Annotated in this window: 10 protein-coding genes; 5 read left to right on the top strand and 5 right to left on the bottom strand. The window is 67.0% G+C overall.

Annotation, left to right across the window (positions count from 1 at the left end; genetic code table 11):
• The first annotated feature begins 72 nt into the window (after positions 1–72).
• Positions 73–1,860 carry an ABC-F family ATP-binding cassette domain-containing protein gene (locus NA10_RS19615; protein WP_067570039.1) on the top strand — a complete coding sequence of 596 codons (1,788 nt, stop codon included), beginning with the start codon at positions 73–75 and terminating at the stop codon, positions 1,858–1,860.
• A 109-nt stretch (positions 1,861–1,969) separates the two neighbouring features.
• On the opposite strand, the gene NA10_RS19610 is transcribed toward NA10_RS19615, so the two are convergent.
• Both NA10_RS19610 and NA10_RS19605 read right to left on the bottom strand, forming a co-directional pair.
• Positions 1,970–2,830 carry an Abi-alpha family protein gene (locus tag NA10_RS19610; protein ID WP_245677606.1) on the bottom strand — a complete coding sequence of 287 codons (861 nt, stop codon included), beginning with the start codon at positions 2,828–2,830 and terminating at the stop codon, positions 1,970–1,972.
• Entirely contained in the window at positions 2,821–4,083 is a 1,263-nt protein-coding gene (locus NA10_RS19605) for a DUF445 domain-containing protein (RefSeq protein WP_245677605.1), read from the bottom strand. Before NA10_RS19605 ends, NA10_RS19610 begins: the two co-directional genes overlap by 10 nt.
• Before the next feature lie 312 nt (positions 4,084–4,395).
• Here NA10_RS19605 and NA10_RS38745 point away from each other — a divergent pair, with 312 nt between their 5' ends.
• Both NA10_RS38745 and NA10_RS19595 read left to right on the top strand, forming a co-directional pair.
• Positions 4,396–5,298: a DUF4393 domain-containing protein gene (locus NA10_RS38745; RefSeq protein WP_084514985.1), complete on the top strand. Its 903-nt coding sequence runs from the start codon at positions 4,396–4,398 to the stop codon at positions 5,296–5,298.
• A gap of 115 nt (positions 5,299–5,413) precedes the next feature.
• Positions 5,414–5,938: a nuclear transport factor 2 family protein gene (locus NA10_RS19595; RefSeq protein ID WP_067570037.1), complete on the top strand. Its 525-nt coding sequence runs from the start codon at positions 5,414–5,416 to the stop codon at positions 5,936–5,938.
• Positions 5,939–6,006: 68 nt separating this feature from the next.
• Here NA10_RS19595 and NA10_RS19590 read toward each other — a convergent pair whose 3' ends face one another.
• Complete coding sequence (locus NA10_RS19590) at positions 6,007–7,632, bottom strand: peptide chain release factor 3 (RefSeq protein ID WP_157556618.1); 1,626 nt, start codon at positions 7,630–7,632, stop codon at positions 6,007–6,009.
• 717 nt (positions 7,633–8,349) lie between these two features.
• Here NA10_RS19590 and NA10_RS19585 point away from each other — a divergent pair.
• Together NA10_RS19585 and pth are read left to right on the top strand one after the other, a co-directional pair.
• On the top strand, positions 8,350–8,958 hold the full coding sequence (locus NA10_RS19585; RefSeq protein WP_067570033.1) for a 50S ribosomal protein L25/general stress protein Ctc: 609 nt from the start codon (positions 8,350–8,352) through the stop codon (positions 8,956–8,958).
• Between the two features lie 21 nt (positions 8,959–8,979).
• Positions 8,980–9,561 (top strand): aminoacyl-tRNA hydrolase, encoded by a 582-nt coding sequence (gene pth, locus NA10_RS19580; protein WP_067570031.1) that lies wholly within the window; start codon positions 8,980–8,982, stop codon positions 9,559–9,561.
• 58 nt (positions 9,562–9,619) lie between these two features.
• Here the strand turns inward: pth and NA10_RS19575 are convergent, their stop codons facing one another.
• Together NA10_RS19575 and NA10_RS19570 are read right to left on the bottom strand one after the other, a co-directional pair.
• Entirely contained in the window at positions 9,620–11,266 is a 1,647-nt protein-coding gene (locus tag NA10_RS19575) for a fatty acyl-AMP ligase (RefSeq protein ID WP_067570029.1), read from the bottom strand.
• Between the two features lie 109 nt (positions 11,267–11,375).
• Complete coding sequence (locus tag NA10_RS19570; protein WP_067570130.1) at positions 11,376–12,548, bottom strand: aminotransferase class V-fold PLP-dependent enzyme; 1,173 nt, start codon at positions 12,546–12,548, stop codon at positions 11,376–11,378.
• Positions 12,549–12,590: the final 42 nt, after the last annotated feature.

Genomic DNA, 12,590 nt, shown 5'->3' with positions numbered 1-12,590 from the left:
CGCCGGTCCTCGACGCGAGGTGAGTAGGCTCTTACAGTTCGGCTGAAGGCGCGGAGAGGCGGCACAGATTTCATGGCCAACCTGATCAATCTGGAACAGGTCAACAAGAGTTTCGGGATCAACCCTCTGCTCGAGAACGTCTCCCTCGGCGTGCAGGAGGGGGAGCGGATCGGGGTCGTGGGTCTGAACGGCGGCGGTAAGACCACGCTGCTGGAGGTGTTGACGGGGCTCGAGCCACCGGACAGCGGGCGGGTCAGCCGAGTGGGCGGCCTGCGGATGGCCGTGGTCACCCAGCGCGGTGTGCTGCCCGAGGGCGCGACCGTCGGCGAGGTGGTGCTGGCCGGACTCGCCGAAGACCAGATGACCGATGGTGTCGCCGAGCACGAATGGGCCTCCAACACCCGCATTCGCACCGTGGTGGAGGGCATCGGTATCGCCGACCTCGGGATGGATTCGCTGGTCGGCAATCTCTCCGGTGGTGAGCGCCGCCGTACCGCGCTGGCCGCCGCGCTGGTTCGCGATCTGGATCTGCTGGTCCTGGACGAGCCCACCAACCACCTCGATGTCGAGGGTGTGCAGTGGCTCGCCGAACACCTGGTCGCCCGGCGCAGCGCGCTGATCGTCGTCACCCACGATCGCTGGTTCCTCGACACCGTCGCCACCCGCACCTGGGAGGTGCAGGGCGGCAAGGTGGAGACCTACGAGGGCGGCTACAACGATTGGATCTTCGCCCGCGCCGAGCGTTCCCGGCAGGCCGACGCCAGTGAGGCGCGCCGCCAGAATCTGGCCCGCAAAGAGCTGGCCTGGCTGCGCCGCGGCGCACCGGCGCGCACCTCCAAGCCGCGCTATCGCATCGAGGCCGCCGAGGCCCTGATCGCCAATGTGCCCGCCCCGCGCGACAGCGTCGCGCTGGCCTCGTTCGCGCGTAAACGCCTGGGCCGCGTGGTGATCGAACTCGAGGACGCCACCCTGGCCACCCCGGACGGCCGGGAGCTGGTGCGGGACTTGACCTGGCGGCTCGCACCCGGTGAGCGCGTGGGCCTGGTCGGTGTGAACGGCTCCGGTAAGACCACGCTGCTGCGCGCCCTCGCGGGTGAGCAGGAGTTGAAGTCCGGCAGGCGGATCGAGGGCCAGACCATCCAGATCGGCTGGCTGCGCCAGGAACTCGACGATCTGCCCCTGGATATGCGTGTGCTGGAAGCGGTTCAGGACGTCGCCATGCGAACCATGCTGGGCGATAAGGAGATCAGCGCCAGTCAGCTGGCCGAGCGGCTGGGCTTCACCCCCGCCAAACAGCGCACCCCGGTCGGCGATCTCTCCGGTGGTGAGCGCCGCCGCCTGCAACTCACCCGAATCCTGATGAGCGAGCCCAATGTGCTGCTCCTGGACGAGCCCACCAATGACCTGGATATCGACACCCTCCAGCAGTTGGAGGACCTCCTGGACAATTGGGCGGGCACCATGGTCGTCATCTCGCACGACCGGTACCTGGTGGAGCGCATCTGCGACACCACCTGGGCGCTGTTCGGCGACGGCAAGCTCACCAATCTGCCGGGCGGTATCACCGAATACCTGAAGAAGCGCGCCGTCATCGCGTCCGCCGCCGCGCCGAAGTCCGCCACCGCGAATTCCTCGGCCGCCGCGACGGATTCGGCCACCTATCGCGCTGCCCGCAAGGAGCTCTCCAAGCTGGAACGCTCCATCCAGAAGCTCGACGAGCGCGAAGCGAAGCTGCACGCCGCCCTGGCGGACGCCGCCGCCACCCCGGACGAGCTCATCGCCCTGGGCACCGAACTCGAGCAGGTCCAAGCCGAAAAGGAAGCCGCCGAGGAGCGCTGGCTCGAACTCGCCGACCTCTGACCGGCCCGGCCCGTCATCCCGGCGCGTTGGCCGGAATCCACACCCGCAGCGCGGCAACGTCTCTCGGTGGATCCCGGCCAATATCATGCCGGGATGACGAGAGGGCTATTTACCCGTGCTGCTCCATGCGAGCGGGGTGGTCCAGCGATGGAATCGGCAGACAGGTGCGGACGAATCCCGCGCCGAACGAGGTGAGTTCGATGGTGCGGTACAGGACTTTGGTGCCGAAGCCCGCGCGCTTCAACAGGCGCCGCACCTCGGGCTGCGCTTCCAGCAGCTGATAGCGGTTGGGATTGCCGAGCGGCTCCCGGGTCACATCGGCCAGCCCGAGCCGGTCGAGATTGGTGAGGTACTCCTCGACCCGATTCGGGTAGCGCAGTCCCGCGTCCTCGCCGAGCAGGTTGAACTGGCCGCCGTTGGCGCCACGCCCGCCGCGCACTTCGAGCAGCGGCTGCGGTCCGTCGAGGTACAGGTATCGGATGATGCGGGCCTCATCGGGCGCCAGCTCGCCCAGGATCCGGGCGTAGGCGGGATGTCGATGGGCGTCGTCGTCATGGTGGAATTCGGCTGAGCGGCGCAGCAATTCGGCGCCGCGCGCCCGCAGCACCGTACCGGAGGAGGGTTCGGCGGCGGTCTCGGCCGACACGGGCGCGGGTACGCCCAGCGCCTGCCGCACCGAATGCCGTACCTGCGCACCGGCTTCGGAGAGAATCTCGCGCGGGACCTGACCGGCCATACTGCCGCGCACCACCACCGAGGTAACCCCGAGCGCGGTGCTCACACCCCACACCCCGGCCTCGACCGCGGCCGACATGGCAACGCGCATCACACCCGTGGCCGCGCGCACCGGTCCGGCCGAACCCCTCGGCGCGACCACCGGAACCGGCAGCGGTGCGGCGGGCCGACGCACCAGCTCGGCGGAGGTATCGGCGGGTTCCCCTTCGCCCGAATCGGTTTCGGTCATATCCATGAGGTAGCCACTCCTGTTCCGAAGATCAGGAGGTGAGCGTAACCGGCTATGAGCCCCAGCACACCGCCATGGACAAACAAGAGCCATTCATCTTGTTTGATGGCCGAACGCAGCATGTCCACGAACTCCGGCGGCGGCAGTGCCGACATTTGTTTGGCGATGTACTCCTGCACCTGCTTGCCCTGGCGCACGTTGAACGCCGGGTCCGCGAAGGCGATCGGGGCGATCTTCATGGACTCGGCGGTGAAACTGTCCTGCAGCGAGTCGTATTCGCGATCTCCCAGGAAGAACTTCACCGCCCCGCGGGCGGGTCCGAGCGCCTGGTCCGCGGCGGGCTTGAGGGTGTCCGCGAGCATCTGCATGGTGCGGTCCGAGCGCGGACCGTTCAGCAGCTCGTCACCGATATTGGCGACGGTCATGATCTGGCTGGCCACCATGTCCGCGTAGCCCTCGGTGATCTCGGGCTGCCGTTTGACCAGCAGCCCCTGCCGCCACGGCGCCCACCACTTCGGATAGGCGGGCGCGAAGATCATATTGATGCCGACCCAGTTCACCACCCAGCCGATGACGATCCCGCCGATCGGCAGCACCGCCAGCGCGGACCATCCGGTCCAGTGCAGAATCCCGACCAGCACCAGGCCCATGGGCGCGCCGAAGTAGAAACCGAAGTTCTGCATGAATCGGAGTTCTTTGGCGCCGAGCACCTGGAACAGGCTGTTGAGCAACTGCGGTCGCGCCTGGAAGTAGCGAATCACCATCTGCTTGACGTCCAGCAGTTGATCGATGTTGTTGCCGAGTTCATCGGTGAGTTCGCGCAGAATTGTCGGCAGCTGTTCGGCGACGCGGGCGTGCACCATCTCCCGAACGCCATTGGGCAGGTTGTACCAAAGTTGCGGATGTTCGCGCCGCAGGATGTCTTCCACGATGTCGCGTATCTGGAGTTCCGCTATTTCAGTCAGATGTTCCGCGAGCTTGTCGGGTTCGAGTTCGCGATAGAAGTCCGCGACACTGCCCAGTTTCGCCAATCCTTTGTCGACCGCGATACTCGCCATCTTGTCCGCCCGCGAGGGAACAATGCCCTGCCAGCCCATCCGCCCGTCGTACTGGAGCAGCGGCAGCACCTGAATTCGCTTGGGCAGGAAGGGAAACAGGGCCGCGAGACCGGGCATGCGAAACCCGTGGAAGGCGATCGGCTTGAACAGCATGAGCACGCCGGTCCAGTTGGTGATGTAACCGATAACCCCTGTGAACAACGGAATCGTGATCAGTTCCAGCAAAATTGTCGGGTGGACTCCGAAGACACTCTCTAGCAACGTCACCCTCCTGCCGACCACGCACCGGTACCACCGCCGGCGTCAACCCCATCGGCATCCCGGACCTTACTTCGGATTCCGGAAGCGAGTCCAGTGAGAGAGTGTCTGGGTCGGAGATCTGTGTCACAGTGGTTGCCCCGGTGTTCCACTCATTCGAGTTCACCAACGAGAATGGCGGGGGTTCGCCGAACCCGTAGGTCTGTCGGGGGCAATAATCTGTGGACGAATCAGTTCACCTGGCAATATTCGGAGATGGACGTGACAGACGACAGGACCGGGCAGTCGCAGGGGGGTGCAGGCGAGGTGGTCCGTCCGGGTCCCCGTGCCGTGGAACGCAGTTCGGACGTCGAGCAGCGCCAGATCAGCAATGAGGCCCGACTGATTCGCGGCGTCTTCCGGGCGGCGGGGCTCGCGGTCGGCACCGCGGCGCGCTCGGGCCAGTGGGCGGTCGAGACGAGCTTCGATATCACCAAGCAATTGACGCAGGCGGCCCTGGACGGGGAATCCTCGGCCGATATCGCCGAGCGGACGGGGGCCGCGCTGCGGTCCATCGCGCGCAGCGCACTCGGCGTCACCGAGGGGTCGGTGCGCGAAATCGTCAGTTACGTACCGACTCCGGTGGGCGGGCCGAGTCAGCAGGCCATCGGCGTCGGGGGACTGCTGCGTTCGGCCTCCAGCGAGGAACTGCGTCGCCGCGGTGACGCACTGCTCGCGCGCTCGGCCGATGTCTACTTCAACGAGGATGTGCACCCGGCGTACGACCGCATTCTCGATCAGCTCGCCCCGGATGAGGCGCGCATCCTGCGTTTCATGGCCCTGAACGGCCCGCAGCCCACCGTCGACGTGCGGACCAATCGCCCGCTGGGCATCGGCTCGGAGCTGGTCCAGGGCGATCTCACCTCGGTGCCCGAGCAGGCGGGCGTGCGCTATCCGGACCGCGCCCGCCACTATCTGATCAACCTCAACCGCCTGGGCCTGACCACCACCTCCGACGATCCGGTGGTGCTGTCGCGCTATATGGTGCTGGAGGTGCAGCCGGTGGTGGAGTCGGCCCTCAAGAAGGCGGGCCGCGCGCCCAAGATCGTCCGAAAGAGCCTGCGCCTCACCGAGTTCGGCGAGGACTTCTGCACCACCTGCTTCAGCATCGGAAATTAGCGGCGCTCGCACCCCGGTGCGGACCGGGGTGCCCAGTGGCGGAACGGTAGCGATACGGTACAGATCTGCTCTAAATGCCGCAGTATCCCGCACCTCTGATGGGATTGTGGGTGTTATGGATTCCGATGCGGTCGCCGCGATAAGCCGGTTGAAGTTCCGGTATCTGCGTGCCCTCGACACCAAGTCGTGGGAGGAGTTCGCCGACACCATGATCCCGGAGGCGACCGCCACCTACAGCGAGTACCTCCAGTTCGAATCCCGTGACGCGTTCCTGGCGTTCATGCGCAACACCCTCGGCCCGCACGTGATCACCGAACACCGCTGCGACCACCCGGAGATCGATATCACCGGCGATACCGCCGTCGGCACCTGGTACCTCGCCGATACGGTCCTGATCCCGGGCCACAATATGCTGCTGCGCGGCGCGGCCTTCTACTCCGACCAGTACGTGAAGTGCGAGGACGGCAACTGGCGCATCGCGCACACCGGCTATGAGCGCACCTACGAGGTGGTGCTCTCGCTCTCGGATCTCCCCAGCCTGCGCCTGACCTCCAGCCGCTGGGGGCTCATCGCCCGCGATCCGGCGGACACCCCGCGCACCGACCCCATGCCCCCCGACGCGACGGGGACCATGGGCTGATTCGACCCCCGTCATCCCGGCATGCTTTCGGCCGGGATCCACCCCGCCGGTGAGCATGCGCCCGGCTGCTAGTCCGCGGTGGCGACCAGCGGTTCCAGCGTCAGATCCGGGTGTTCCTTCTGCACATACGCCAGCTTCCACTTGTCACCGAAGAGCGCGAGCATGACACCGTCGGTGCGGGTGAAGACCTCCACGCCGCGCTGGCGTCCGAGCTCGACCGCGGATTCGGCATCGGTGCGGCGGGCCAACTGGTACGGAAGGAAGTCGAGCTGGGTCTCGACGTTGTACTCACCGAGCATGCGCGCGGTGACCACCTCGAACTGCATGGGACCGACGGCGGCCAGCACCGGTGACGCGTCACCGCGAATGTCATTGCGCAGCACCTGCACAACGCCTTCGGAGTCCAGCTGGTCGATGGCCTTTCGAAACTGCTTGTACTTACCGGCGCTCTGCGCGCGCAGGGTGGCGAAATGCTCCGGCGCGAAGGACGGGATCGGCGGGAACTGCACCTTCTTCTCGGCGTACAGCGTGTGACCGGGAGCCAGGGCGGTCGCGTTGACCAGGCCCACCACATCGCCCGGGTACGCGGTATCGACGGTGGAGCGCTCGCGGCCGAAGATGGTCAGCGCGTATTTGGTGGCGAACGGGCGACCGGTCTGCGCGTGCGTCACCACCATGCCGCGCTCGAATTCCCCCGAGACGATGCGCATGAATGCCAGCCGGTCGCGATGCGCGGTGTCCATCCCCGCCTGCACCTTGAAGATGACGGCGCTGAACGGGTCCTCGGTCTCGCGCGGGCGGTCATTGATGTCGATGCGGGCGCGCGGTGCGGGCGCGAGCTCGATGAGCGTCTCGAGGAGTTGGCGCACACCGAAATTCAGCATGGCGGAGCCGTAGATCACCGGCGAGGTGTGCCCGGCCAGGAACAGTTCCTGATCATGATCCTGGCCCGCGGCGGAGAGCAGTTCGCTCTCCTCGACGGCGGTGATCCAGGCTTCGCCCTCGCGTTCGGCGGCCTGTTCGGGGGTGAGGTGTTCCTCGGGCGCGATGGTCGCGCCACCGGCGGTGCGGGTGAAGTGGATGTACTCGGCCGGTGCGCCCTCTTCGCCGCGGCGCAGCAGTCCGCGGAAATCACCCGCGATGCCGACGGGCAGGAAGAGCGGGGTCGGGGTGAGGCCGATGCGATCGGTGATCTCATCGAGGAGTTCCAGCGGCGCCTGGCCCGGCCGGTCCCACTTGTTGATGACGGTGATGACCGGAATTCCGCGATCGCGCGCGACCTGAAAGAGCTTGAGCGTCTGCGGTTCCAGGCCTTTGGCGGCGTCGATCAGCATGACCGCGGCGTCGACCGCGGTGAGCACGCGGTAGGTGTCCTCGGAGAAGTCGGAGTGACCGGGGGTGTCGACCAGGTTGATGACGCAGTCGCCGTATTCGAATTGCAGGGCCGTGGAGCTGACGGAGATACCGCGCGCCTTCTCCATCTCCATCCAGTCCGAGACGGTGGATTTGCGGCCGGCCTTGCCGTGGATCGCGCCCGCCTCGGAGATCACCTTGGCGTGCAGCGCCAGCGCTTCGGTCAGCGTCGACTTACCGGCGTCGGGATGGGAGATCACCGCGAAGGTGCGCCGCCGGGCCACCTCGTCGGCCAACCGCCCGGTCCGGGGCGTGGTCGCACTGGTAGTCGGGGAACTCACGGGGGACTCCTTCACAGACGAGGCAACCGAACCAGGGTACGCGAACACCCTCACCTGGGCAGGTGGTGGGTGATGGCGGCGGTGACCGTCGGTCGGCGTCGAAGCCGGGGGCCATGGCCTCGCGGCTGCGATTGGCCACCGGGGTCGCCACCCCGTGCAGGCTGGTCCAGCGGCTGAGCGCGATTTCGTCGGCGTCAGGGGGGTGCCGCCGGCGGCCTGGGGAGTGCTCGCGGTGGCGACGAGATCGCGCCAGCGCCGGAACATGGGCGGTGTGGTGGTGGCCCGCAGGTTCTCGCCCGCGCCCTCGAGGAGGTCGTGCCGGAACATCAGGGTGAACACCTCCGGGCGCTCGACGGCGAATTGCGGCGGAAGTTGGGCATGCCCGCACCCGGCAACTGTGCGACGGGCACGTTGGACAAGCCGGGCGGCGGGCGGCCACATTCGCCGCGCGGGCCGAGGCCGCCTAGTTCGCCCGCGACGCGCGTATAGCTCGAGGTGGGGGCGGTGTGGGGCATCTATGACCGCGTGTTAGAGTCTTCAGGTTGTCTCGGCGAGGGTGCGGCACCCCAAAAATGTCCACCGTGATCGACGGGTTTCGGCTTCCGGCCGTCCCTGTTGGTCTTCGCCAGGCGAATCGACCAACATCGCGCCAGGGCGGCAAGTTCCCCTGGCCGGCACACTGACATCAGCCCGGACGAGCCGTAGGAGTAGACAGTCATGTCCGACGCCAACCTTCTCGAAGCCACCGTACGCACCGAGTTCGGCAAGGGCGCGGCCCGCCGCACCCGCCGCGACGGCAACGTCCCCGCCGTGCTCTACGGCCACAACACCGAGCCGCAGCACCTCGCCGTGAACGCGCGTGACTTCGCCGCCATCCTGCGTGAGCACGGCACCAATGCCGTGCTGAACCTGAACATCGCGGGCGAGAAGCACCTGGCGCTCACCAAGTCGGTTGTCGTGCACCCGATCCGTCGCTACATCGAGCATGCCGACCTGCTGGTCATCCGTCGCGGTGAGCGCGTCGTCGCCGATGTGCACGTGAACCTGGTCGGCGAGGCCGCCTCCGGCACCCTGGTCACCTCCGATGTCACCGTGATCTCCATCGAGGCCGACGTCATGAACCTGCCCGAGTCCATCGATGTCTCCATCGAGGGCGTCGAGGCCGGCACCCAGATCAACGCGGGCGACATCACCCTGCCCGAGGGCGTCACCCTGGCCGGTGACCCGGAGTCGCTGATCGTCAACATCATCGCCGCCCCGGCCTCCGCACAGGAGACCGAAGAGGCCGCCGAGGCCGCTGCCGCCGGCGAAGCCGCCGCCGAGTAATACCGCCCCCCAACGGTTCTCGTGACCGAGGCGTCGGCCGGGCCCGCGCTCGTTGTCGGACTGGGCAATTCCGGAACCGAATACGAGCGCACCCGGCACAATGTCGGATTCATGGTCGCCGATGTGCTCGCGGAGCGCGTCGGCGGCCGTTTCACCGTGCACAAGAAATCGGGTGCGGATCTGCTCGAGGCGCGCCTGGACGGGCGCAAGGTGCTGATCGCGAAACCGCGCAGCTTCATGAACCTGTCCGGTCGCCCGGTCGCGGCGCTGGCGAAATTCTTCTCGGTGCCCGCCACCGAGGTGATCGCCATCCACGACGAACTGGATCTGCCGTTCGGCGTGATCCGGTTGAAGCAGGGCGGCGGTGAGGGCGGGCACAACGGGCTGCGCTCGATGTCGCAGGCGTTGACCACCAAGGATTATCTGCGCGTGCGGTTCGGCATCGGCCGTCCGCCGGGCCGCCAGGATCCCGCCGACTATGTGCTCAAGCCGTTCTCGGCGGCCGAGCGCAAAGAGGTTCCGGTGATCGTGGAGCAGGCCGCGGACGCGGTGGAGATGCTGCTGCGCGTGGGCCTCGAGCCCGCCCAGAACCAGCTGCACTGAGCTGTCCAACGGAGAGTCTCACGCCCCGTTCGGAATTTCCGGACGGGGCGTTCTCGTCTCAGCCCAACTGCGCCGTGGTCGCCGAGCGCCGCAGCTTGCCCGAGGAGGTCTTCGGCAGCGCGCCCGGACCCAGGATGGTCACACTGCGCGGGCGGACGCCCACCTCGGAGAAGACCGCGTGCACGATATCGTGCTCGATGCGTTTGACCTCGCCCGGATTCTGAAAGTCGTTGCTCTCCACCACCACCGCGAAACTCTCGCGTTTCTGGCCCGCGTCCAGCCGCACCGCCACCGCATTGCCGGGGCGAACCCCCTTGATGCGCAGGGCCGCTCGCTCGATATCGGTGGGGAAGATATTGCGGCCGCCCATGATGATGACGTCCTTGATGCGGCCGCAGACCACCACCAGACCGTCCTCGGTGAAATAGCCGATATCGCCGGTATCGAGCCAGCCGTCGGCGTCCTGGGCGGGGCGGAAGCCCTCGACCGTCACATAGCCGGAAGTCACTGCGGGACCGCGTAATTCGATCACACCGACACTGCGGACCGGCAGCGGCTGTCGATCCGCGTCCACCACCCGGCCCTCCAGATTGTCGACCAGGTAGCCCAGGGTGGGCAGACGGCGTACCGCGCTGTGATGGTGTTCGGGATCGCGCACCGGTACCGCCTTGCCGATCGCCTCCAGCAGATCGGCGTCGACCACATCGAGGATCTGGCCGAGCCCGGGATCGGGAATCGAGACGGCGAGCGTGGTTTCGGCCATGCCGTAGACCGGGGTGAGCGCCATCGGGTTGAGCCCGAAGCGTTTTCCGGCTTCGGCGAGCGTGTCCATGGTGTCGGCGTCCACCGGCTCCGCGCCATTCCACATATAGCGGACACTGCTCAGATCGAAAGCGCCGTCATCGGCATTGCGAAGTCTGCGAGCGAGCAGGGAATAGGCGAAGTTCGGTGCGGCGGTGACGGTTCCGCGATATTTGGAGATGAGCTCGGCCCACAGAATCGGGCGCACCAGGAAGTCCAGCGGGGTCACGCAGACCACCTCGGCGCCGAACTGCATTGGCACGCTCAGGAATCCGACCATGCCCATATCGTGGAAGAGCGGTAGCCAGCTGATCATCACGTCGTCGTCGAGGTGGAATTTCACCCGATCGAACATGGCGTAGGCGTTCACGAAGAAGTTGCCGTGCGTGATCCGCACCGCCTTCGGGGAGCCGGTGGAGCCGGATGTCAACTGCTGCAGGGCGATATCGTCCTCACCCGTCGGCAGCGGATCGATCGCCGTGCCCCGGCGCATCTGCTCGATGGTCACCACGGCGATTCCGCGCTCGGCGAGCAGGGGAGCGGCGGCCTCGAACGGCGCGCCCAAAACCACTGCGCGCGCCTCGATCATGCGCAGCACCGTCTCGGTGTCATGCGCCCACATCTGTAGGTCGGTGCGCGGGGTGGGCTGGTGCAGCATGGTGATCGACCCACCGCGCATCCAGACGGCTTGGCAGGCCGGGGCGATATCGACCGGCATACCCGCCAATACGCCCACGGCATCGCCGTGCCCGATTCCGGCGTCGGCGAGGCCACCCGCCATTTGCCTTGCGATGCGGTGGATCTCGCCCCACGACTGCCGCATCGGGGCTTCGGGTTCCCCCGTCACCAGCCCATGCGTGGATGTGCGCGCGGTGGCATACATTTCCTCGGTGAAGCGGCTCACGATCGACTCCTCAAACGCTGGCCAACTCCTCAACTATCCCGCCGCCACCCACCCCGCGTTAACCGTTTCGGAATAGTTGCCGGGGTGCACAACCTTCGCAACAAGATCGTCAGGGCAGTGCCGTCACCGCGTCGGCCAGGCGGTCGAGATCCTCGAAGGTGAGGAAGGCGTGCGGGGAGGCGCGCACCACCGAATCGAGGTCGCGGTCGGTCATATCGAGCAGTGTGGAGGAGCGGTGGCTCACCGTCACCGTGATGCGGTCGCGGGCGAGCAGGTCGCGGACGTCCACTGGGGCGAGGCCGTCGACGGTGAAGGAGACGATGCCGGCGTGCTGGGTGCCGCGGTCGCGAACGGTCACCCGGGGGATCTCCTGGAGGGTTTTGCGGAGGTATTCGGCGCGCTCGGCAATGGCCTGATAGATCTGCGCGGGGCCCTGCTCCAGCAGGTACCGCACGGCCGCGCCCAGGCCGAGGCGGCCCGCGATGTCGCACTCCCAGAATTCGAAGCGCCCGGCATCGGGGGCGAGGGTGTATTCGGCGGGGCCGGTCCAGGCGGCGCCGTGCAGATCCAGCCGGGTCGGCTCCATGGTGGCGGCCAATTCCGGGCGCACGTAGAGGAAGCCGGTGCCGCGCGGGCCGCGCAGCCATTTGCGGCCGGTCGCCGAGAGCGCGTCCACACCCAGTTCGGCGATGTCCAGGGGTAACTGGCCCGCGGATTGGCAGGCGTCCAGCAGCACCAGCGCACCGGCGCGGCGGGCGATGCGGGCGGCCTCGGCCACCGGATTCACCAGCCCGCCATTGGTCGGAACATGTACCAGTGAAACCAGTTTCACGCGTTCGTCGACCATGGATTCCAGGGCGTCGAGATCGAGTTGCCCGCTGCTGTCGCTGGGAATCGTCTCCACCACGGCCCCGGTGTGCCGGGCGCGTTGCAGGGCGGCGATGGCATTGCTGGCGTAGTCCGCGCCGGAGATGAGAATGCGGTCGCCGGGGGCCAGCGGGACCGAGTAGAAGAAGTCGCTCCACGAGCGGCTGGCGCTGTCGCTGAGCGCGATGGCCTCGGCGGGGGCGTTGATGAGCTGGCCGATCGCGGTCTTGACGGCGTACAGATCATCGAGGCGTTCGTTGGCGGCGCGATAGCCACCGATCTCGGCTTCGCGGCGCAGGTGAGCGATCGCGGTCTCCACGACGATACTCGGGGGCAGTGAGGAACCGGCGCTGTCCAGGAAGACCTGGCCCTCGCAACCCGGGGTATCGGCACGCAAACGGGCAATATTCACCATGGGATCGACCATATCGGTTGGGGTGTTCCCCAATTCGTAAGT

Source organism: Nocardia acidivorans NBRC 108247, assembly GCF_001625085.1.
GTDB classification, from domain to species: Bacteria; Actinomycetota; Actinomycetes; order Mycobacteriales; family Mycobacteriaceae; genus Nocardia; species Nocardia acidivorans.
Note: the sequence above shows the minus strand (reverse complement) of the source record. Positions and strands in the feature narration are given on the sequence as shown.